We start from the raw sequence: 20,025 nt of genomic DNA on the forward strand, positions 1-20,025 counted from the left end.
TCTGGCCATGCCCGGACGAGGACGACGCTCGCTGCGCGACGGTGCGGCCTTCGTGATCGCGCTCGGTCTCGCGGCCGGCTTCGTCGCCTGGCGCCAGGCCCAGGACGACGCTCCGACCCGGGTCACCGACGGCCCGGCCGACCTCCCCACCGACGTGCACGTGCTCCTGACCGAGCGGGACGAGGAGCGCCGGCTCAGCCTGGGTGACACCGCGGGCCTGGGCGGCGGCCTCCGGGTCCGGCTCGCCGACCCCACGCTCGGCGGCGACCACCTCGGGCCGTTGCTGCACCTGGACCTGCGGGTCGAGAACACTGGCACCACGCCCCAACCCCGGCCCCACATCGGGCTCTACTGCGCACAGTCCGACGACGGTGGGTACGCGCTGTGGGAGGTCGGCGATCCGGACGCACGCGGCACCGTCCCGGCCGGCGCCGTCGAGGAGTCCGAGATCCAGGTCCCCCTGCCGGGCGACACCCGTCGCGGCGAGGCCATCCCGACGTGCGAGGGCACGGCCTACCTGGAAGCAGCGACGTACGGCGAGGACGACTGGAACAACGCGCTCGCTCGCGCCGAGTGGGCGGTCCCCGGCGAGCTCGTCGACGCGCTCAACGACGCCCGGCCCGACCCGCCCCCGTCACCGGCTCCCCCGCCCGAGCCGGAGCGGGACCCCGACCGCCCCTACGGGTGGACCGACGACAGCCGTTACGAGGAGGACTTCGCGGTGGCCTTCGTGCGCGGCATGAGCACCACCGAGGTCCTCCGCGTCCTCGGCCCGGTGGTCCGCGACGCCGGCCGGCTCGACAGCACCCAGGTCGACGAGCTGGTCGGCGCGGAGCTCGACGACCAGCCCGAGGACGAGTACGCGATCCCCTCGGTCGTCGTCGTGGCCGAGCGCGACGGCGGCGTGGTCGTGCTCAGTCGGTACGGCTGGTTCGGCGCCCGGCAGCTGCGCGCCCTCAGCCGCGGCGGCGTCGCTGCGTCGTACAGCAACACGGTCAACGGCGACGATCACGTCTTCGTCGCGCGCGCCGGCCGGATCGTGCGAAGCTTCGACCCGTTCCTCGACCCCTCGTGGGGCGACCGGGGTCCGCTCCCCCAGGGCCGCGGCCTCGATCTCGAGGACGACACCGTGGCGGCGTCGTGGGCGCTGCTCGACCGATGGACCTCGATCACGGTGCCTGCGGCGTGGCTCGACGAGGAGCCCCTCCCGACGTATGTGCTGCCCCCGAGGTGACCCGGGCTCAGCCCAGGATCCCCCGCTCGTACGCCACCGCGACGGCCGCCGCCCGGTCGGTGACACCGAGCTTGTCGTAGACGTGCGCGAGGTGGGTCTTGACCGTCGCCTCGCTGACGAAGAGCTCCCGGGCGATGGCGCGGTTGGCGGTCCCGCGGGCCACGAGGGCGAGCACCTCGCGCTCGCGGGCGCTGAGCGCGGCGGTCCGGGTGGGGCGGCGGACGTGGGAGGCCAGGCGGGTGGCGACGGCGGGTGAGAGCACGGTCTCGCCGGCGGCGGTCGCACGGACACCGGCGACGAGGGTCTCGACGGGTGCGTCCTTGAGCAGGTAGCCGGTGGCTCCGGCCTCGATGGCGGCCACGGTGTCGGAGTCGGTGTCGTACGTCGTGAGCACGAGCACGGCGGCCGGCAGGCGCCGCCGCTGCATCTCCCGTACGGCGTCCACCCCGCCGCCGCCCGGCATCCGCAGGTCGAGGACGACGACGTCGGGGGCGAGCGAGGCGGTGAGCTCGACGGCCGCCGGACCGTCGCCGGCCTGGCCGACCACCTCGAAGTCCGGTACGGCGGACAGGGTCGCCGCGATGCCGTCGCGCACGACGGGGTGGTCGTCGACGACGAGGATCCGGATCGGCGGCGAGCTCATGCGGCACCTCGTTCGAGGGCGGGCAGCCGGACCGAGACGGCGGTGCCGCCGCCGGGCTCGGACTCGACGTCGAGGACGCCGGCGAGCCGCTCGGCGCGCTGGCGCATGCCGCGCAGGCCGAACGAGGTGGATCCGGTCGGCCGGGCGAGGTCGAAGCCGGCGCCGTCGTCGCGCACGTCGAGCACGACCTCGTCGTCGAGATAGCTCAGGGTGACGCCGACGCGGCGGGCGCCGGCCGCGTGCTTGGCGACGTTGGAGAGCGCCTCCTGGGCGATGCGGAGCACGGTGGCCTCCAGCTCGGGGTGGAGCGGACGTACCTCACCGGTGACGACGGCGTCGGCGACAACGGGCGGTGCGGCCGGGCGGTCGGCGGCCCAGCCCTCGACCAGGCGCGCGACCGCGTCGGGCAGCGAGGCGTCGGCGAGGGGTGCGGGCACGAGGTCGAGCATCGAGCGACGAGCCTCGACGAGCGCGTCGCGGGCCAGCGCCGCCGCCCGGTCGGTACGACGACGCGCGCTGGCGAGGTCGTCGTCCTCGTGGGCCGCCTGGAGCTGGGCGACAACGCCGGCCAGCGCCTGGGCGATCGTGTCGTGGATCTCGCGGGCGAGGCGCTGCCGTTCGTCCTGGATGCCGGCCGCTCGGGCCTGGGCGACGACGGTCTCGTGGAGCGCGGTGTTCTCGGCGAGCGCCTGCTCCAGGCTGGCGTTGACCCGTTCGAGCTCGACGATCGCGGCCTTGCGCTCGAGGTTGGTCCGCTCGACGTGCACGGAGTAGCGCCCCATCAGGTAGGCCAACCCGAAGTTGACCATCAGCATGAGGAAGAAGAACACCGCCTGCCCCGGCGACCGCCAGGGCGCACCACCGGACTGACCGACCGCCATCGTCACCGCGGTCAGCCCGATCGCCGGCCAGAGCCCCCGCCGGGGGAAGGCGTCCACGGCGTCGGCGAAGCCGATCCAGGCGAAGATGCAGAACAGCGGGTTGAGCAGCGTCAGCACGAGCGCCATCGCTCCGCGGACCAGGTACGACAGCGGCGTCGGGCGGCGGTGCAGCCAGCGCAGCAGCCAGAGCGCGGTGAGCCCGATCATCACGAGCTGGGCGACGAGCCGCGAGGTGGGCGCGGTAGCGCCCGTGCTGGGGCCGCTGAGCAGCGCGACCAGGGAGCCGAAGGCGAGCAGGCCCAGCGGCAGGAAGGCCAGCCGGCGCTCCCAGCTCTCGTCCGGCGCGGCGCTCACGCCGCCCACCCTCTCACTCCCAGCGGAACGTGCGCACCGACACGAGCCAGAGCACGCCGGCCCAGGCCGCGACGACGAGCAGGTGCCGCAGGTCGGGGAAGTCGCCCGCCATCGCCTCGGTCAGCGCCTCCGACGCGGCACCGAGCGGGGTCAGCACGACGATCTCGCGCATCACGTCCGGCATCACCTGCACGGGCAGCCACACCCCGGCGGTGAACAGCATCGGGAAGAACACGACCGTGCCGACCGCCGTACCGATGCGGCTGTTGGGCACCAGCGAGGTGATGACCGCGCCGACCGAGAACGCCGCGACGAGCGCGAGCACGTAGGCCACCAGGTAACCGAGCGGCGACTGCGGCAGCGGGGTCCCGAACGCGACCCGGCCGATCGTGAGCACCAGCGCCGAGGCGAGGGCGACCGCGGCCGCGTGCAGCAGCGCCTGGGCGAGCAGGACGGCGCCCGGGCCGACGGGCGTCGTCCGCAGCCGGCGCAGGACGCCGGCCTCGCGGTAGGCGAACACCGCCGCCGGCATCGCCATCACCGCCGCCATGCTCATCGACATGAGCACCGCGATGGGCACGTAGATGTCGATCGTGCGCAGCCCGCCGGTGCCGGCCACGGGGTCGCTGAAGCTCGGGACCGAGCCGAGGATGGCCACGAGCGCGGCCGGGAAGAGCACCGTCCAGAACAGCGCGCCGAGCTCGCGGCCGAACAGCCGGGCCTCGGTCCTGACGACGGCAGCGGTGGCGGTGGCGGTGGCCATCAGACGGTCTCCTCGATCGGGGCGGCGGTGAGGTCCAGGTAGGCGGTGTCGAGCGAGCCCGCCTCGACCCGCAGGGCGTGGGGGACGACGCGCTGGCGCTCCAGGACGGGCAGCAACGCCAGCACCGTGTCCTCGGCACCGGTGACGACCACCCGGCCGTCGTCCGCGTGCACCGAGGCGACCCCCGGCAGCTCGCGCAGGGCCTCCAGGTCGGTCGCGGCCGACGGCCGGAAGGACGTCGTCGTGGCGGCCCCCGCCGCCCCCACCAGCCCCGCCGGGGTGTCGAGTGCCCGGATCCGGCCCCGGTCGACGATCGCGATCCGGTCGCAGAGCTCCTGGGCCTCCTCCATCGCGTGCGTCACCAGCAGGACCGTGGTCCCCCCGGCGCGTACGTCGCGCACGAGCTGCCACACGTCGCGCCGGGCGCGCGGGTCGAGCCCGGTGCTCAGCTCGTCGAGGACCACCACCCGCGGCCTGCCCACCAGCGCGAGCGCGATCGAGAGCCGCTGCTGCTGGCCGCCGCTGAGCTTGGCATAGCGGCGCGGGAGCAGGTCGGTGAGTCCCAGCCGCTCGGCCAGGTCACGCCAGGGCACCGGGTCGTCGTACAGGGCGGACCAGAGCTCGAGCGCCTCGCGCACCGTGATCTTGGCCTGCAGCCGGCTCTCCTGGAGCTGGATGCCGAGCACCCGGGTCAGCCCCGCGCGATCGGTCCACGGGTCGATGCCGAGCACCCGGACCGCGCCGCCGTCGCCGGTCCGCAGGCCGGCCACGCACTCGACCGTCGTCGTCTTCCCGGCGCCGTTGGGGCCGAGGATGCCGAAGATCTCGCCCTCCTCGACGCTCAGGCTGATCCCGTCGACGGCCACCTTGTCGCCGTACCGCTTGTGCAGGTCGTCGACCACCACCGCTGCTGATGCCATGGGTCCAGCCTGGCCGCGCTCGGCGCGCGGCACATCGGGCAGCGGGCGGCGCGGGGGTCATCCGATCGGATGATGCGGACGACGGCTCAGCCGGTCATCGGGACCGAGGCTCAGGCGTCCGCGACCGCCAGCCGCGCCTTGAGCAGCGGGATCGCCGGGTGCTTGGGCCGCCCGTCGTGGTCGAGCTGGGCGAGACATGCCTCCAGCACCGCCGTGTCGTACGGCGCCAGCTCGCTGTAGTGCAGCACCGCATCGGGCTGGGGGTCGGCGAGGAGCGCCTCGCGGACAGCGACGGCGACGTACTCCCCCATCTCGACCAGGGCCGGGCTCTCGGTGCCCGGGAGCAGGTCGCCGCCGTAGGCCTCGACGGCGGCGGCGACCCGGCCGCGGCGCAGCAGCCCGAGCACGTGGTCGACGTCGGTCGCGATGGGCATGAGCAGGCGGTAGGGGCGGGAGGCGAGCTGGCCGGCGAGGGCGTGGCGCAGGTGCGAGACCTCGGCCTTGAGGGTGGAGAAGGTGACCGCGTGGTCGCCGTAGAGCATGGCGTGGAGCTGGTCGAGGGAGAGGCCGTCAGGGTGCAGGGCGAGGAGCGCGAGGATCTCGTTCTGGCGGCGGTTGAGCAGCAGGCGCTGGCCGTCGACCCGGGCCTCGGCGCTGCCGAGCAGGCTGAGGACGAGGCCGGGCTCGGCCACGTCCTCGGCGCGCAGGGCGGCCTCGTCGGCGTACTGGTGGGTGCGCGGGAGCGCCTGCTCGACGAGCCGGGCCAGGACGCGGGCGGTGGCCAGGCCGATCGGGTGAGTGCGGTCCCAGGTGGTGGAGAGGTCGAGGACGCCGAGCCGGGCGCCGGTCACCGGGTCGTGCACGGGCGCGGCCCAGCACACCCAGTTGTGCACGATCGGGGCGTAGTGCTCGGCGCTGAACACCATCGACGGGCGGTCGAGGCGGTTGGCCAGGTCGAGGGCGTTGGTGCCGACGGAGCGGTCGTCCCAGCGCCCGCCGAGCACGAAGTTCACCGACTCGGCCTTGCGCCTCATCACCCGGCCGCCGTAGGTCCACAGCACGCGGGTGTCGGGATCGGTGACCGCGACGACGAGGTCGCCGTCCTCGGCCGTGCGGCGCAGCTCCTCCTCGACGCGCTCGACGGCGATCTGGAGCGGCGAGCCCTGCCAGAAGGAGCGGGTCTCGGACTCGTCGGCCAGCGGCGCGTAGCCCACGTCGCGGGCGACGGCAGCGCCGGAGCGGTTCCAGCTGTCGAGGATCTCGGGCCGGACCAAGGGGGTCGCCGGGTCACCCTCCTCGACGAAGGTGGTCCACGCGCGCAGCGCCGCGCGCCGACGCTGGTCGAGGTCGCCCATGTCGTGCACAGTACCCCGCACTGTGACGCCGATCACCCCCGAAAGGAGGGCTGTGCTCAGGCGTGGATCCGGCCCGAGCGGGTGCCGAGCGGCTCGCCGGAGCCGCCCCAGCGACCGGCGACGATCTCGGCGGCGATGCTGATCGCGGTCTCCTCGGGCGTCCGGGCGCCGAGGTCGAGACCGATCGGGCTGCGCAGCCGGCCGAGCTCGTCCTCGGTGAGTCCGGCCTCGCGCAGCCGTTCCATCCGGTCGTCGTGGGTACGCCGCGAGCCCATCGCGCCGACGTAGCCGACCTCGGGCAGGCGCAGCGCCACCTCGAGCAGCGGCACGTCGAACTTGGGGTCGTGAGTGAGCACGGTGATCACGGTCCGGGCGTCGACCCGGCCGGCCTCGTGCTCGGCCTCCAGGTAGCGGTGGGGCCACTCGACGACGACCTCGTCGGCGCCGGGGAACCGGCTGGTCGTGGCGAACACGGGCCGGGCGTCGCACACGGTGACGTGGTAGCCGAGGAAGTTGCCGACCCGGGCGACCGCGGCGGCGAAGTCGATCGCGCCGAACACGAGCATCCGCGGCGCCGGGGCGAACGCCCAGACGAACACGCGCATCCCCTCGCCACGGCGCTCGCCGTCGGGACCGTAGGTGAGCGTGCCGTTGTGCCCGGTGGCGAGCAGGCCCATCGCGTCGTCGCGCACGGCGTCGTCGATGCGCGGGCTGCCGAGCGACCCGGTGGCCGGTACGTCGGGGCGCAGCACCACCCGGCGCCCGACGTACGACGGGTCGGGGTGGTCGACGACCGTGGCCACGGCGACCGGGTGGCCGGCGTCGAGGTCGGCCGCGATCTCGCCGAGCTCGGGGAAGGTCTCGCGGCTGACCTTCTCGACGTACACGTCGAGGATGCCGCCGCAGGTGAGCCCGACGGCGAACGCGTCGTCGTCGGAGACGCCGTAGCGCTGGAGGGCCGGCGTACCGGAGGTGGCGACCTCCTGGGCGAGGTCGTAGACGGCGCCCTCGACGCAGCCGCCGGAGACCGAGCCGACCGCCGAGGCGTCCGGCCCGACCAGCATCGACGCCCCCGGGGGCCGCGGGGCGGAGCGGAAGGTCGCGACGACCGTTCCCATGCCGACGGTCTCGCCGGCCTCCCACCACTTGAGCAGCTGGGGCAGCACCTCACGCATCTGGCGTCATCTCCCGATCTCTTCGAGCAGCTCGGCGAACGTCGCCAGCGAGTGGCCGGCGAGGAACGCGTCGACGTGGGGCAGGACGGCGACCACCCCTTGCTGCACGGGTGCGTAGCCGTCCTTGCCGCGGTGGGGGTTCACCCAGATCACGCGGTGCGCGTAGCGCCGCAGCCGGGCGGCCTGCTCGCCGAGCAGCTGCGCGTCACCGCGCTCCCAGCCGTCGCTGAACACCACGACGACAGCGCCCCGGGCCATCCCGCGCCGCCCCCAGCGGTCGAGGAACGCCTTGAGCGTCTCGCCCAGCCGGGTGCCGCCGGACCAGTCCGGTACGGCGTCGCCGGCCGCGGCGATCGCCCGGTCGGGGTCGCGCCGGCGCAGCGCGCGGGTCAGGTGGGTGAGCCGGGTGCCGACGCTGAACACCTCGACCGCGTCGCGGCTCCCGCCGTGGGCCGCGCCCGCGACGACCACCCGGTGGGCGAGGCGGAGCAGCGCGTCGGCGTAGCCGCTCATCGAGCCGGACACGTCGACCAGGAGCACCACCCGGCGCGGCCGCAGGCCCCGCCGGCGGTAGTGGATCCGGGCCGGCTCGCCCATCTGGCGCAGGCTCGCCCGCAGCGTGCGCGAGGCGTCGACGGCCCCCCGCCGGTGCGGCGTACGGCGGGCGGTGGGGCGGGTCGGCAGCCGCACGGGCAGCGTCGCGAACATCGCCGCCAGCCGGACCCGCTCGGCCGGGTCGAGCGTCGCGACGTCGCGGTGGCGCAGGATGTCGGCGCTGCTCGCCATCGCCTTGACCTGGTCGTCGTCCTCGGGACCGCCCGTGCCCGCCGCCTCGTCGTCGGGCAGGAGCGCGGCCGTCGGCTGCTGCTGCGCGTGGCGCGGCCGGACCGTCGGCGTCGTGTTGTCGCGCGAGAACCACTCGTCGAAGACCCGGTCGTGCCGCTCCAGGTCCTCGGGCGTCGCGCACAGCGTGGCCCGGCCCGCGGCCCGGGTCGCGCCACGATCACCGAGGCCCACGAGCGCGACCGCGTCGAGATAGGCGCGGGCCCGGTCAGGGGTGACCGCGACCCCCGCCGACCGCAGCGCGGTGGCGAAGCCGAGCAGGATCTCGTCGGGCTCGTGGACCAGCGTGGTCATCGGGAGGTCATCTCGCCAGCATCCGGTCGAGCGCGGCACGCACCCGCTCGGCGTCGTCGCGGTACTTCACCAGCGCACCGAGCGTGCGCGCGGCCGTCTCGACGTCCAGCTCGGTGGTACCCAGGTGGTGCAGCGCCCGCGCCCAGTCGAGCGTCTCGGCGACCCCCGGCGGCTTGAGCAGGTCCGACCCGGCCCGCAGCTGCTGGACGACGTCCACCACCTGCCGGGCCAGCGTCTCCCCCACCTCGGGCGCCCGCGAGCGCACGATCGCCACCTCACGGTCCAGCCCCGGGTGGTCGATCCAGTGGTAGAGGCAGCGCCGCTTGAGCGCGTCGTGCAGCTCGCGCGTGCGGTTGGAGGTCAGCACCACCGTCGGCGGCGTCGCCGCCTGGACGGTGCCCAGCTCGGGGATGGTCACCTGGAACGTCGAGAGCACCTCGAGCAGGAACGCCTCGAACTCGTCGTCGGCCCGGTCGACCTCGTCGATCAGCAGCACCGCCGGGCTCTGCTGGAGCGCGGCGAGCACGGGACGCGCGAGGAGGAACCGCTCGTCGTACAGGCTCTTCTCGGCCTCCTCGACATCGCTCCTGGTGGTCCCCGACAGCGCCTCCAGGGCCCGCAGGTGCAGGATCTGGCGCGGGAAGTCCCAGTCGTAGAGCGCCTGCGTCGCGTCGATGCCCTCATAGCACTGCAACCGGATCAGCGGCTGGTCGAGCGCCTCGGCGATCGCCTCGGCCAGCGCCGTCTTGCCGGTGCCCGGCTCACCTTCGAGGAGCAGCGGGCGGCGCATCTCGAGGGACAGGAAGAGGACGGTCGCGAGGTCGTCGTCGCAGAGGTATCCGGTCTCCTCGAGACGGCCGGCCAGGTCGGCGACACGGGTGTCCATGGGACCAAGGCTAGGCGGTGGTCGTTGGCACGAGGTTGGCAAGTCTTGCCAACGTCACCGCGGGTCAGGAGATGCCGTAGTAGCGGCGCACCAGCGCGCGGCCGACACCGAAGCCGCCCAGCATGCCGACGAACCAGAGCACGAGACCAGCGACGTACGGCAAGGCCTGGCCGAGGAACGCCGCCAGGCCCATCCCCAGGCTCATGCACCCGAGCACGACCAGCACCGCTCCGAAGCCCTCGACGACCTGGAACGCCTTCTTCACCCCGGCATCATCGCCGGTCGACGTCGCACCCCGTGGCGAGATCCCCACACTCGACGAGAACCACCTCGTCCGCGTGAGCAGCCAGGTAGTTCCGCGCTCCCCGGTCCCCCACCGCGGCCGCGGCAACCGGCGTCCAGTGGGCCCGGCCGAGCAGGACCGGGTGCCCCGGCTTTCCGTCGTACGCCGCCCGGGCGAGCCGGGCTCCCTCGGCCGCCGCGAGCACCCGGGCGACCACCGGCGCGGTGACGTCGGGCAGGTCGACAAGGTGGACGAGCGCGGCGTCGTCCGCCGACGAGCCGGCGAGCGCCTCCAGGCCGGCGCGCAGCGAGGCGCCCATGCCCGAGGCCCAGTCGGCACAGCGGACCACCGTCACCTCGGGGTCGTCGGCCAGCAGCGCGGCCGCGTCGTCCCCGCCGGCTCCGAGGACGACGGTGACCGACGAGCAGCCGCCGGCCCGGAGCACGGCCGCGGATCGGGTCAGCCAGGGCTCACCGGAGTCGTCGCGGACGAGCGCCTTGGGCATGCCCATCCGGGTGCCCGCGCCGGCGGCGAGCAGGAGGCCGTGGACGCTCACGTGGCGACGGTCAGCAGGACCGCGGCGTCGCTGAGCGCCTCGAGGTCGTGGCGCTGGGGAGGGATGGTGAGGTGGTCGCCGGTCCGGCCGTTCCAGATCTGGGAGCCGGCGTGCAGGGCGACCTCGCCGTCAACCACCTGGAGGGTCGCCTCGTCGGGGGCGTCGTGCTCGCCGAGACGGGTGCCGGCGCGCAGGGCGATGAGGGTCTGGCGCAGGCGGTGCTCGTGACCGCCGTACAGGGTGACGGCCGCGCGGCCGCTGCTGGCGGCGCGGGCCGCGTCGAGCTGCTCCTGGGCCAGCGTGGTCAGGCTCGTGGATTCCATGGCGTGCTCCTTGGGGGCTGGGGATCACGGCTTCGATCGACGATATACGCCCGGGGCGGACAGCCCGCCGGGGCGCCGGTCCGGCGACCGGCGTACCGGCCGAAAGGATGAGATCGACCTCCTGCGAACGGCCGGTCCGGCTCCGGCCTCGCGACCGATACGCCCTGGTCGCCCACCCGACATCGTGGACCCATCGATCACTGCATCACCGCACCGAAGGAGTCACGCATGAGGTCATCGCGCAACAGCGATCCCGAGCCGGAGGCCCGTGCGCGACGCGAGCGCGTCGTGGGCGCGACGGCGATCGCGCTGGCAGCGTCCGTGGCACTGCAGAACGCCGCGGTGATCTGGACGGGAGCGCCGGGTTACGGGGACCCGATCGAGCAGGTGCTCGCCTACCACGCGGAGAACCGGGGCGCCGTCGCGCTCGCCGTCGGTCTGGAGGCGGTGAACATCCCGTTGCTGCTCGGGTTCGTGACCGGTCTCCACGGACTCGTCGGGCGCCGCGGCGGTGCGGGCGCGGACTGGTCCCGCCTCGCGGTCGCCGCGGGCGCGACGCTCTCGGCGATCTTCGCGTTGTACGCCGTCTCGTGGAACGTCGTCGTGCTGTCAGCGGGTGAGCTCGCCGAGCCGAGCCCCGAGTTCGAGCTCGCCTGGCAGCTGCATGCAGGAGCGTTCGCGCTGGCCCTGCCCGCGCTCGGCACCACCTTCGTCGGCGCAGCACTGTCGGCGAGCGCGAGCGGACTGACCCGGTCGTGGCCACGTCTGCTCGGCGTGGCCGGAGGAATCCTGCTCATCGTCGCCGGGACGGTCAACCTCGCGATCGCGGACGGTTCGCCACTCCTGTTCGTGGGGATGCCCGGCTACGCCGCCTGGCTCCTGTGGCTCCTGGTGACGGGCGTGGGGCTGGTGCGCGCACGACCGGCCGACAGCCACTGACCCGAGGTCGCGGCGCGCCCACTCGGCCACTTGCACATGGCTTCGGCTATCCGTGCGCGCAGATCGCGGGGACATCGACACCACCGAGGCGGACCGCGAGTCCTTGCCCTCCCACGCCGGGCGGACCTCAGGAACTGTGGCGTCCGGGCTGTCGCCGACCAAGACCACCTGGGCGCCGGTCTGGCGAGGCTGGCTCGCCGAATGCGGAAGCAACGAGGCGGCGAACCTGCTGGCGTTGTTCCGTAGCCATGAGAAGGGGGTCGAGTCCCTCAGCCACGATGACGGCGTCAGTGAAATCGTCGACCGAAGCTGGTAAGGCGCCGAGGATCGTCTGCTGGTCGTCCGGCGACAGGCAGTAGCCGAGCCGCACGCAGAGATCGTCGAGGAGCTTGACCGCGTCCACGGCGACAACGCTAGTGCCAATGCCAATGCCACAGGGCCCCCGCCGAAGCGGGGGCCCTGTGGGTGGTGCGGGGTGCCGGGGTGGCGCTGGACTCAGAAGTCCATGCCGCCCATGCCACCGGTCGGGTCGCCGCCACCAGCGGCAGCCTTCTCCGGCTTGTCGGCCACGACGGCCTCGGTGGTGAGGAACAGCGCGGCGATCGACGCGGCGTTCTGGAGCGCCGAGCGGGTCACCTTGGCCGGGTCGATGATGCCCGCGGCCAGCAGGTCGACGTACTCGCCGGTCGCGGCGTTGAGGCCCTGGCCGGCGGGGAGGTTCGCGACCTTCTCCGCGACGACGCCGCCCTCGAGGCCCGCGTTGATGGCGATCTGCTTGAGCGGAGCGGAGAGCGCGACCTTGACGATGTTGGCGCCGGTGGCCTCGTCACCCTCGAGCTCGAGCTTGTCGAACGCGGAGGCGCCGGCCTGGACCAGCGCGACACCGCCACCGGGGAGGATGCCCTCCTCGACGGCCGCCTTGGCGTTGCGGACGGCGTCCTCGATGCGGTGCTTGCGCTCCTTGAGCTCGACCTCGGTGGCCGCGCCGACCTTGATGACGGCCACGCCGCCGGCCAGCTTGGCGAGGCGCTCCTGGAGCTTCTCGCGGTCGTAGTCGGAGTCCGAGCTCTCGATCTCGGCGCGGATCTGGTTGACCCGGCCCTCGATCTGGGCCTGGTCGCCGGCACCCTCGACGATGGTGGTCTCGTCCTTGGTGATGACGACCTTGCGGGCCTGGCCCAGCAGCTCGATACCGGCGGTCTCGAGCTTGAGGCCGACCTCCTCGGAGATGACCTGGCCGCCGGTGAGGATCGCGATGTCCTGCAGCATGGCCTTGCGGCGGTCGCCGAAGCCCGGCGCCTTGACGGCGACGGACTTGAAGGTGCCGCGGATCTTGTTGACGACCAGGGTCGACAGCGCCTCGCCGTCGACGTCCTCGGCCAGGATGACGAGCGGCTTGCCCGACTGCATGACCTTCTCGAGCAGCGGCAGCAGGTCCTTGACGTTGCTGATCTTGCTGTTCGCGATGAGCACGTAGGCGTCCTCGAGGACGGTCTCCATGCGCTCGGGGTCGGTGACGAAGTACGCCGAGATGTAGCCCTTGTCGAAGCGCATGCCCTCGGTGAGCTCGAGGTCGATGCCGAAGGTGTTCGACTCCTCGACCGTGATCACGCCCTCCTTGCCGACCTTGTCCATCGCCTCGGCGATGGCGTCGCCGACCGTGGCGTCGCCACCGGCGGAGATGGTCGCGGTCGCGGCGATCTGCTCGCGGGTCTCGACGTCCTTGGCCAGGCCGAGGAGCTGCTCGGAGACGGCGGTCACGGCCGCCTCGATGCCGCGCTTGAGACCCATCGGGTTCGCGCCGGCGGCCACGTTGCGCAGGCCCTCCTTGACGAGCGCCTGGGCGAGGACGGTCGCCGTCGTCGTGCCGTCACCGGCGACGTCGTCGGTCTTCTTCGCGACCTCCTTGACCAGCTCGGCGCCGATCTTCTCGTAGGGGTCCTCGAGGTCGATCTCCTTGGCGATGGAGACACCGTCGTTGGTGATCGTGGGGGCGCCCCACTTCTTCTCCAGGACGACGTTGCGGCCCTTGGGGCCCAGGGTGACCTTGACGGCGTCCGCGAGCGTGTTCATGCCACGCTCGAGACCGCGGCGGGCCTCCTCGTTGAAAGCAATCAGCTTCGACATAACTCCTGCGATTCCTTCGCGATGTCCGTTGTCACTCTCAAGGCGAGAGTGCCAGCATCATGTTTAGCACTCGACCATGGCGAGTGCAAGGAGAAGCCCGGCTCCCGGCAGGCTCAGGAGCGCCCCAGCCGGCCCGCGACGAGGGCGGCGAAGCGCTCGCCGTTGGCCGGGTCGACGTCGAGGTAGAGGCCGGGCTCGATCAGCTCGAGCTCGCTGACCACCCAGGAGTCCTGCCAGCGCAGCAGGTCGACCCGGGCGTACGCCAGGTCGGCGCCGCGTCGCTCGGCGACCGCGCGCACGGCCGCGGTCGCCACGGCCGCCCGCTCGGGATCGAGCGCGACCGCGGTGTTGCTGCCGCCGTGCAGCTCGTGGGCGCGGATCTCGCCGGCCGCGACGGTCTTGTCGACCTGGGACGCCGCGACACCGTCGAAGACGTAGACCGAGCTCTCGCCCGTCGTCCGGATCGAGTCGACGAGGGGCTGCGCGATCCACGGCCCGGCGACGAGGCCCTCCAGGCGCGGGTCGTCGAGCCGCTCGACCACGACGACGCCGATCCCGCCGGCTCCCGTGCGCGGCTTGACGACGACGCTCCCCCAGCGGTCGAGCGCCGCGGCCAGGCCGGCGGCCAGGTCGGCGTCGTCGAGGAGCGCCGTGGGCACCACCGGGACGACATCGGCGATCTCGGCGAGGTAGGCCTTGTCGGCGTTCCAGGCGACGACACCGGCTCCGTTGAGCAGGGTCGTCGACGCCTCGACGGCGCGGGCCCAGTCCAGGAAGGCGGGCAGCCGGCGGTGGTAGTCCCAGGTGGAGCGGATCGCGACCAGGTCGGCGCCCGCCCAGTCGACCGCCGGGTCGTCCCAGCACACCCAGCGACTGTCGATCCCGCGCGCGCCGAGGGCGGCGGTGAGCGCCGCGGCACCCGGTTCGCCGTCGGGCATGAGGTCGAAGGTCGCGAGGAGGACGGAGGTCATGCGCCCACGTTAGGAGCCCGGTGCCCGAACGGGACCGGCAGGTCGTGGCCCAGCGCGGCCAGCACCGACGGCAGCAGCGCCTGGGCCGTGCGCTTGTAGCCCAGCGCGCTCGGGTGGAAGCGGTCGAGGCTGAACATCTCGTCGGGGTTGGTGATGAAGAACGGGCCGACCACGTGGGCCAGTGAGACCGCGTGCGCCCCGTTCCGTACGGCGACCTCCGCCTGCGCGCTCGCCAGCTGGCGCGACATCCGCGAACCGAGCGAGCGCAGGGGCTGCGGGACCGGCCGCAGCGCCCCGAGGTCCGGGCAGGTCCCGACGACGACCCCTGTGTCCTGCGCGCGCAGCCGCGCCACCGCCTCCTCCAGGTGCTGCGCGGACGTCGCAACCGGAACCCGGTGGGTGACGTCGTTGCCGCCGACCACCACCACCGCGACGTCGGCGCGGTAGCTCGCGGGCAGCCCGTCGAGCTGACCGGCCAGCGCCGAGCTCTCCGAGCCGACCACCGCGGCGGTCCGCAGCGCGACCGGCCGGCGCAGCTCGGCGGCGAGGCCGCGGGCGATCCGGGCGCCGAGGGTGTCCTTGGGGCGCTCGGCCCCGAGCCCGGCGGCGATCGAGTCACCGAGGACGAGCAGGCGCAGGGGCGGGCCGTCGTACGACTTGCGCTTCCAGACCTTGTCGGCCGGGATCGCCTCCTCCCCCAGCGGCTTGCCGATCCGGGCCCGCGCGATCGCGGCCTGGCGGCGCAGCAGCTCGCGCCCGCCTCCCGTCGTCACGCCGATGCCGGCGAGGGCGACGCCGGCGGCGACCAGGGCCTTGCGGGTACGGCTCATGGCTGCTTTGAACCAGATCCTCCTGAACGGATCGTGGCGCCGCGTCAAACGCCGGACGACGGCGCGGACGCGGTCCTACGATGCGGCCCATGCTGCTGCGTCACCTGATCGCGCTCGTGGCCGGTGCCGCACTCCTCGCCGGCTGCTCCGCCGAGCCCGTCGCGGATGCGGACAAGATCCGTATCCCGACCGTGTCCTCGCCCCTCGGCCCCGAGGCGGCCGGCAACGAGCCGGGCGAGGGCGCCAAGCCGGCCAAGCCCAAGAAGCGCAAGAAGGCCCGGCGCACCGTCGTGGTCGCGGATCAGTCCGGCATCCGGTTCACGCTGCCGGCGGGCTGGTCGGTGCTCGGGGCAGGTCAGGTCGACTACGTCGCCGAGGGCGACCAGATCGCCGACATCGCCGCGCAGGCCGGGATGTCGACCGAGGACTTCCGCGCGATGATCAAGAGTCTCGACGTGTACGCCATCGGCTTCTCCGGCAGCCTCAACGTGGTCGTCGCCGCGCAGACGAGCACGCTGCCGTCGAGCGCCGAGCTGGAGTCCGCGATGTCCCAGGTGGGCGCGGTCAGCGGCGTCCGCGACGTCCGCACGCCGATCGGGACCGGCCGGGCGGTCTCCTACACCCTGAACATGGCGACCCCGGCCAACCAGGGCTCGGCGCTGTTCGTCTCCACCGGCGGCCGGATCGTCCAGATCACGACGACCACGACCGACGCCGGCCAGACCCGCTCGGTGCTCGACGGCGTCGCGCGCAGCCTCGGCCGGGCCTGAGGCTCCTGCCCCTACGAGCCGGCGACCTCGACCACCGGCTCGTGCGCGACCGGGAAGTTCACCGACGCCGCGATGAAGCAGTTCGCGCTGGCCTCGGCGTGAATCGCCCGCGCCGTGTCGACCATCGCGGCGTCGGCGACGGTGACCCGCGGGTGCAGGGTGACCGACGTGAACCGGCCGCCCTGGCCGACCTGGGACATGGTCCCGACCGGGCTGTCGTCGTACGCGGTGACGACGACGCCGTGGTTGACCGCGGAGTGCAGGTACGACAACAGGTGGCACTGGGCGAGCGCGGCGAGGAGGAGCTCCTCGGGGTTCCAGCGGGCGGCGTCGCCGCGGAAGGTCGGGTCGGCCGAGCCGAGCAGGTCCGGCTTGCCGGCGGCGGTGAGGAGCACGGTGCGGTCGTAGTCGCGGTAGCCGGTGGTCCCGCTGCCGCGGTTGCCCTGCCAGACGAGGTCGAGTGCGTAGTGGTGGTCGGTCACGCGACCATCATGGTCGAAATCGAGTGGGACGAACCCTGGCGAGAACTTGTTCTAGTTTGGCACTCTTCTCCCTGTGACCCCCACCACACCGGCCACCGCCCCCACGACGCCCGACGCCCGCCCCCTCAACCTCGCCGACGTGCTCGAGGCGATGGCGGACGGCGTGCCCGACCGGATCGCCGTCCACACCGGCGACCGGGCCTGGACCTTCGCCGAGATCGACGAGCGCGCCACCCGCCTCGCCAACCACCTCATCGGGCTGGGCATCCAGCCGGGCGAGCACGTCGCCGTCCACTCCACCAACCGGATCGAGTGGGTCGACGCGCTCTACGGGTGCCTCAAGGCCCGCGCGGTGCCGATCAACATCAACTACAAGTACCTGCGCGACGAGCTGGCGTACCTCTACGACAACGCCGACTGCGTGGCCGCGATCGTCGCGCCCGAGCACGTCGACGCGCTGGCCGAGCTGGACCTCGCGACGCTGCGGCAGACCGTCGTCCTCGGCCCCGAGTACGACGCCGCGCTGGCCGCCGCGTCGACCGAGCGGCCCGCCAACGGCCGCTCCGCCGATGACCACTACGTCCTCTACACCGGCGGCACGACCGGCAACCCCAAGGGCGTCGTGTGGCGCAACGAGGACCTGATCCGCGCCGCCCTCAACGCGGCCCGCTACGGCGCCCCGCTCGACTCGATCGACCAGCTCGTCACCGAGGCCCAGGCCGTGGAGAACCCGATGGTGCTGCTCGCCTGCGGCCCGATGATGCACGGCGGCAGCCAGTGGATCCTCGGCAACGGCCACGTCGCCGGCCAGACCGTCGCGCTCTTCACCGAGCCGCACTTCGACCCCGTCAAGATCCTCGACCTGGTCGAGAAGGCCAAGGTCGTCTCGATGACGTTCCTCGGCGACGCCATGGGCCGTCCCGTCGCCGAGGCGATCCTCGCCGAGCCCGACCGCTGGGACCTCTCCAGCCTCGCCGCCGTCTCCAACGGCGCCGCTCCCCTGTCCGACGGCGTGCGCGAGGAGATCCGCCAGGCCCTCCCCGGCCGCTTCATCCTCGACTCGTACGGCGCCTCCGAGTCCGGCGCCACCGGCTCCCGCATCGACGACGGCTCCGAGGGCGGATCCGCGGCCCCCCGGTTCACCGTCACCGACCAGGTCGAGGTCTTCGACGCCGACCTCAAGCCCTGCCCGGTCGGCGTCGACGGCATGCTCGGCCGCTCCGGCCCCGTCCCCCTCGGCTACTACAAGGACCCGGTCAAGACCGCCGCGACCTTCAAGGAGATCGACGGCGTGCGCTGGGCGATCCCCGGCGACTTCGCCCGCCGCGAGGAGGACGGCTCGGTCACCGTGCTCGGCCGCGGCTCGGTGTGCATCAACACCGGCGGCGAGAAGGTGCACCCCGAGGAGGTCGAGGCGGTCCTGCTGCGCCACGACGACGTCTTCGACGCCGTCGTCGTCGGTACGCCGCACGAGCGCTGGGGCCAGCAGGTCACCGCGCTGGTGCAGCGCCGCGACGGCGTGACGCTCAGCGAGGACGACGTACGCGACCACTGCCGGGCGCTGATCTCCAACTACAAGGTGCCCAAGACGGTGCTCTTCATCGACGAGGTCCCCCGGACCCCCGTCAGCAAGGTGGACTACCCTGCCAGCGCCGCGCTCGCGGCAGAGCTGCTGGGCTGACCAGCCACCACCTGTTCGGGGGAGCCTTGCGCCGAATCCTCACCCTGCTGTGCGCTGCCGCGCTCGGCGTCTCCGTCCTCGGAGGCGTGCCCGCGGCGGCGCTGGCGCTGGAGCCGACCGCACTCACGGTCACCAGCGACGACCCGCTGCTCAACGAGAACGGTGACGGGTTCTGGGAGTCGGCCACCGTCAGCGTCCTGACCGCCGCAGGCGCGGCGCGCTGGGTCCTCACCAAGGACGGCCAGGACGGGGCGGTCGCCGAGGCCGATCTCACCACCGAGCAGATCAACCGTGCTCACGGCCCGTACGGCGCCCTGCTCCCCGTGAACTCGACGACGGCGGGCGGACCGCTGGCGGCGGGCACCTACACGTTCGCGGTGACCGCTACGGACACCGGCAGGGCGCCCACCACCAAGACCACGAAGATCTATGTCAGCACCGCGCCGCCGCTCACCGCGCCGCGCCCTGACGCCGCGGTGTTCTACCCGAACGACCACTATCCCGGCGTGGTGCACGAAGCCACGTTCCGGCACGGGCTCGACCCGACGATCCTCGCGTGGGGCAATGTCGCCTTCGAGATGCTCGGCGACACCGCGGACTTCGGGCCGTGGCCCGTCGACCCGCGCGACCCCTTGCTGCGGTGGAACGGACGGGGCAGCCCCCAGACCGGTGGAGCCGCCGGCGAGTCGCATCCCGGCACCTACCGGCTGCGCCTGGTCGTCGGTGACGACCGGCAGCGCGTGCCTGGTCCGCTGTCGGCGCCGTTCCGCCTGTCGGCCGGCTACCGCGGCTTCGGCGAACGCACCGTCACCCGCAAGGCGAACGCCACCCGCACCACGACCCTGACCCAGCGCAACGCCCGGGTCCGCATCGCGAACGGCAGCCTCCACTACCGGGCGCTCAACACCGACTGGCGGCGCGAGCCGCTGGTCCGCACGGCCCACCGGGTGCGCGTCCCGCGCGACCGCGTCGCGGGCACTCAGGTCTTCGTGGTCGTCCGCGGCCGCTGGCAGTGGCCGCAGGACCCCGACGCCGAGATCGTCACCCCGGACGGCCGGGTCCGCAATATCGACCTCTTCGCGGCGCTCAACAAGCGCTCCATGATCCTCTCGATCCCGCCCCGGCTCATCCACCCGGACGGCACCGTGCGGTTCCGCCTCCTGTGGTCGAGCCTCGGCGTCACCGGGGACCCGCACCGCGCCGGCCGGACGGACACCGTCGGCGTGCGCGTCTCGACGTACGAGTGGCACGACCTCGACTGAGAAATCTCCGCCGGGTTGTCGAAAGGCCCGTGGCTCGCCCGTCATCGGGGTGACAGACTCACCCACCACCCCTGAGGAGATGCCATGACCACGTACGTCGTCCTGCTGACCGGAGACGAGCGCACCTGGGAGGACGCCAGCGCAGAGGAGCGGGCGGCGATGTACGCCCGCCACGACGAGTTCAGCCGCCTGCTCGAGGAGCGCGGCCACCAGGTGACCGGCGGGGCCGAGCTCGCGCACTCGCGGACCGCCAAGGTGGTCCGGAAGGCCGCGGCGGACGGTGCCGCGATCACGGTGACCGACGGTCCGTACCTCGAGTCCGTCGAGCAGGTCGGCGGGTTCTACGTCGTCGAGAGCGACGACCTCGACGACCTGCTCGAGGTGTGCGGGGTGCTGGCCTCGCTCGAGGACGGCGTCGAGGTGCGCGCGACCGTCGCGCACGACGGGTAGCAC

General features: G+C 73.3%; 22 protein-coding genes. 6 read left to right on the forward strand and 16 right to left on the reverse strand.

Translation table 11 applies throughout. The features are described 5' to 3' along the window. Positions 1 to 7 precede the first annotated feature (7 nt). Positions 8 to 1,234 carry a DUF6461 domain-containing protein gene (locus M0M48_RS18215; RefSeq protein WP_257752197.1) on the forward strand — a complete coding sequence of 409 codons (1,227 nt, stop codon included), beginning with the start codon at positions 8 to 10 and terminating at the stop codon, positions 1,232 to 1,234. A 7-nt stretch (positions 1,235 to 1,241) separates the two neighbouring features. On the opposite strand, the gene M0M48_RS18220 is transcribed toward M0M48_RS18215, so the two are convergent. The 11 genes from M0M48_RS18220 to M0M48_RS18270 all read right to left on the reverse strand — a co-directional run bounded on the left by M0M48_RS18220 (position 1,242) and on the right by M0M48_RS18270 (position 10,510). Further along, on the reverse strand, positions 1,242 to 1,877 hold the full coding sequence (locus M0M48_RS18220; RefSeq protein WP_257752198.1) for a response regulator: 636 nt from the start codon (positions 1,875 to 1,877) through the stop codon (positions 1,242 to 1,244). Then, positions 1,874 to 3,112 (reverse strand): sensor histidine kinase, encoded by a 1,239-nt coding sequence (locus M0M48_RS18225; RefSeq protein WP_257752199.1) that lies wholly within the window; start codon positions 3,110 to 3,112, stop codon positions 1,874 to 1,876. The genes M0M48_RS18220 and M0M48_RS18225 overlap by 4 nt, the downstream gene beginning before the upstream one ends. A 13-nt stretch (positions 3,113 to 3,125) precedes the next feature. After that, positions 3,126 to 3,875 carry an ABC transporter permease gene (locus M0M48_RS18230; RefSeq protein ID WP_257752200.1) on the reverse strand — a complete coding sequence of 250 codons (750 nt, stop codon included), beginning with the start codon at positions 3,873 to 3,875 and terminating at the stop codon, positions 3,126 to 3,128. Continuing rightward, the gene (locus M0M48_RS18235; RefSeq protein WP_257752201.1) at positions 3,875 to 4,795 is read right to left on the reverse strand and encodes an ABC transporter ATP-binding protein; all 921 of its coding nucleotides are present in this window, start codon (positions 4,793 to 4,795) and stop codon (positions 3,875 to 3,877) included. Before M0M48_RS18235 ends, M0M48_RS18230 begins: the two co-directional genes overlap by 1 nt. A 110-nt stretch (positions 4,796 to 4,905) precedes the next feature. Further along, positions 4,906 to 6,150, reverse strand: a complete 1,245-nt coding sequence (locus M0M48_RS18240; protein WP_257752202.1) for a helix-turn-helix domain-containing protein — start codon at positions 6,148 to 6,150, stop codon at positions 4,906 to 4,908. Positions 6,151 to 6,206: 56 nt separating this feature from the next. Further along, positions 6,207 to 7,325 (reverse strand): XdhC family protein, encoded by a 1,119-nt coding sequence (locus M0M48_RS18245; RefSeq protein ID WP_257752203.1) that lies wholly within the window; start codon positions 7,323 to 7,325, stop codon positions 6,207 to 6,209. Positions 7,326 to 7,331: 6 nt separating this feature from the next. Further along, positions 7,332 to 8,462, reverse strand: coding sequence for a vWA domain-containing protein (locus M0M48_RS18250; protein WP_215814541.1), 1,131 nt, complete (start codon positions 8,460 to 8,462; stop codon positions 7,332 to 7,334). A gap of 7 nt (positions 8,463 to 8,469) precedes the next feature. After that, on the reverse strand, positions 8,470 to 9,348 hold the full coding sequence (locus tag M0M48_RS18255) for an AAA family ATPase (RefSeq protein ID WP_257752204.1): 879 nt from the start codon (positions 9,346 to 9,348) through the stop codon (positions 8,470 to 8,472). A gap of 64 nt (positions 9,349 to 9,412) precedes the next feature. Then, the gene (locus M0M48_RS18260) at positions 9,413 to 9,613 is read right to left on the reverse strand and encodes a hypothetical protein (RefSeq protein ID WP_257752205.1); all 201 of its coding nucleotides are present in this window, start codon (positions 9,611 to 9,613) and stop codon (positions 9,413 to 9,415) included. Positions 9,614 to 9,620: 7 nt separating this feature from the next. Continuing rightward, positions 9,621 to 10,187, reverse strand: coding sequence for a nucleotidyltransferase family protein (locus M0M48_RS18265; protein ID WP_257752206.1), 567 nt, complete (start codon positions 10,185 to 10,187; stop codon positions 9,621 to 9,623). Further along, a complete protein-coding gene (locus tag M0M48_RS18270; protein ID WP_257752207.1) occupies positions 10,184 to 10,510 on the reverse strand; it encodes a LuxR family transcriptional regulator in 327 nt (108 codons plus the stop codon). Before M0M48_RS18270 ends, M0M48_RS18265 begins: the two co-directional genes overlap by 4 nt. A 228-nt stretch (positions 10,511 to 10,738) precedes the next feature. Here M0M48_RS18270 and M0M48_RS18275 point away from each other — a divergent pair, with 228 nt between their 5' ends. Then, positions 10,739 to 11,449 (forward strand): hypothetical protein, encoded by a 711-nt coding sequence (locus tag M0M48_RS18275; protein WP_257752208.1) that lies wholly within the window; start codon positions 10,739 to 10,741, stop codon positions 11,447 to 11,449. A gap of 127 nt (positions 11,450 to 11,576) precedes the next feature. Here M0M48_RS18275 and M0M48_RS18280 read toward each other — a convergent pair whose 3' ends face one another. From M0M48_RS18280 to M0M48_RS18295, 4 genes are all read right to left on the reverse strand, one after another. Then, entirely contained in the window at positions 11,577 to 11,852 is a 276-nt protein-coding gene (locus M0M48_RS18280; protein ID WP_257752209.1) for a hypothetical protein, read from the reverse strand. 92 nt (positions 11,853 to 11,944) lie between these two features. After that, entirely contained in the window at positions 11,945 to 13,576 is a 1,632-nt protein-coding gene (groL, locus tag M0M48_RS18285) for a chaperonin GroEL (RefSeq protein ID WP_257752210.1), read from the reverse strand. 113 nt (positions 13,577 to 13,689) lie between these two features. Beyond that, positions 13,690 to 14,547 (reverse strand): hypothetical protein, encoded by an 858-nt coding sequence (locus M0M48_RS18290; RefSeq protein ID WP_257752211.1) that lies wholly within the window; start codon positions 14,545 to 14,547, stop codon positions 13,690 to 13,692. Further along, positions 14,544 to 15,377, reverse strand: a complete 834-nt coding sequence (locus M0M48_RS18295) for an SGNH/GDSL hydrolase family protein (RefSeq protein ID WP_257752212.1) — start codon at positions 15,375 to 15,377, stop codon at positions 14,544 to 14,546. Before M0M48_RS18295 ends, M0M48_RS18290 begins: the two co-directional genes overlap by 4 nt. An 89-nt stretch (positions 15,378 to 15,466) precedes the next feature. Here M0M48_RS18295 and M0M48_RS18300 point away from each other — a divergent pair, with 89 nt between their 5' ends. Continuing rightward, positions 15,467 to 16,147, forward strand: a complete 681-nt coding sequence (locus M0M48_RS18300) for a hypothetical protein (protein WP_257752213.1) — start codon at positions 15,467 to 15,469, stop codon at positions 16,145 to 16,147. Between the two features lie 11 nt (positions 16,148 to 16,158). Here the strand turns inward: M0M48_RS18300 and M0M48_RS18305 are convergent, their stop codons facing one another. After that, entirely contained in the window at positions 16,159 to 16,629 is a 471-nt protein-coding gene (locus M0M48_RS18305; RefSeq protein ID WP_257752214.1) for an OsmC family protein, read from the reverse strand. Between the two features lie 73 nt (positions 16,630 to 16,702). On the opposite strand from M0M48_RS18305, the gene M0M48_RS18310 reads away from it, so the two are divergent. From M0M48_RS18310 to M0M48_RS18320, 3 genes are all read left to right on the forward strand, one after another. Next, complete coding sequence (locus M0M48_RS18310; protein ID WP_257752215.1) at positions 16,703 to 18,310, forward strand: AMP-binding protein; 1,608 nt, start codon at positions 16,703 to 16,705, stop codon at positions 18,308 to 18,310. Between the two features lie 26 nt (positions 18,311 to 18,336). After that, positions 18,337 to 19,572 carry a hypothetical protein gene (locus M0M48_RS18315; protein ID WP_257752216.1) on the forward strand — a complete coding sequence of 412 codons (1,236 nt, stop codon included), beginning with the start codon at positions 18,337 to 18,339 and terminating at the stop codon, positions 19,570 to 19,572. 84 nt (positions 19,573 to 19,656) lie between these two features. After that, complete coding sequence (locus tag M0M48_RS18320; RefSeq protein WP_257752217.1) at positions 19,657 to 20,022, forward strand: YciI family protein; 366 nt, start codon at positions 19,657 to 19,659, stop codon at positions 20,020 to 20,022. Positions 20,023 to 20,025: the final 3 nt, after the last annotated feature.

Origin of the sequence: Pimelobacter simplex (genome assembly GCF_024662235.1) — a bacterium.
Taxonomy (GTDB): domain Bacteria; phylum Actinomycetota; class Actinomycetes; order Propionibacteriales; family Nocardioidaceae; genus Nocardioides.

What these genes read in the sequence shown, in the direction of transcription:
- M0M48_RS18290 (WP_257752211.1), bottom strand. Translation starts at nt 14,547, where the DNA reads ATGACCTCCGTCCTCCTCGCGACCTTCGACCTCATGCCCGACGGCGAA.
- M0M48_RS18245 (WP_257752203.1), bottom strand. Translation starts at nt 7,325, where the DNA reads ATGCGTGAGGTGCTGCCCCAGCTGCTCAAGTGGTGGGAGGCCGGCGAG.
- M0M48_RS18270 (WP_257752207.1), bottom strand. Translation starts at nt 10,510, where the DNA reads ATGGAATCCACGAGCCTGACCACGCTGGCCCAGGAGCAGCTCGACGCG.
- M0M48_RS18295 (WP_257752212.1), bottom strand. Translation starts at nt 15,377, where the DNA reads ATGAGCCGTACCCGCAAGGCCCTGGTCGCCGCCGGCGTCGCCCTCGCC.
- M0M48_RS18255 (WP_257752204.1), bottom strand. Translation starts at nt 9,348, where the DNA reads ATGGACACCCGTGTCGCCGACCTGGCCGGCCGTCTCGAGGAGACCGGA.
- M0M48_RS18320 (WP_257752217.1), top strand. Translation starts at nt 19,657, where the DNA reads ATGACCACGTACGTCGTCCTGCTGACCGGAGACGAGCGCACCTGGGAG.
- M0M48_RS18215 (WP_257752197.1), top strand. Translation starts at nt 8, where the DNA reads ATGCCCGGACGAGGACGACGCTCGCTGCGCGACGGTGCGGCCTTCGTG.
- M0M48_RS18235 (WP_257752201.1), bottom strand. Translation starts at nt 4,795, where the DNA reads ATGGCATCAGCAGCGGTGGTGGTCGACGACCTGCACAAGCGGTACGGC.
- groL (WP_257752210.1), bottom strand. Translation starts at nt 13,576, where the DNA reads ATGTCGAAGCTGATTGCTTTCAACGAGGAGGCCCGCCGCGGTCTCGAG.
- M0M48_RS18250 (WP_215814541.1), bottom strand. Translation starts at nt 8,462, where the DNA reads ATGACCACGCTGGTCCACGAGCCCGACGAGATCCTGCTCGGCTTCGCC.
- M0M48_RS18275 (WP_257752208.1), top strand. Translation starts at nt 10,739, where the DNA reads ATGAGGTCATCGCGCAACAGCGATCCCGAGCCGGAGGCCCGTGCGCGA.
- M0M48_RS18230 (WP_257752200.1), bottom strand. Translation starts at nt 3,875, where the DNA reads ATGGCCACCGCCACCGCCACCGCTGCCGTCGTCAGGACCGAGGCCCGG.
- M0M48_RS18220 (WP_257752198.1), bottom strand. Translation starts at nt 1,877, where the DNA reads ATGAGCTCGCCGCCGATCCGGATCCTCGTCGTCGACGACCACCCCGTC.
- M0M48_RS18240 (WP_257752202.1), bottom strand. Translation starts at nt 6,150, where the DNA reads ATGGGCGACCTCGACCAGCGTCGGCGCGCGGCGCTGCGCGCGTGGACC.
- M0M48_RS18300 (WP_257752213.1), top strand. Translation starts at nt 15,467, where the DNA reads ATGCTGCTGCGTCACCTGATCGCGCTCGTGGCCGGTGCCGCACTCCTC.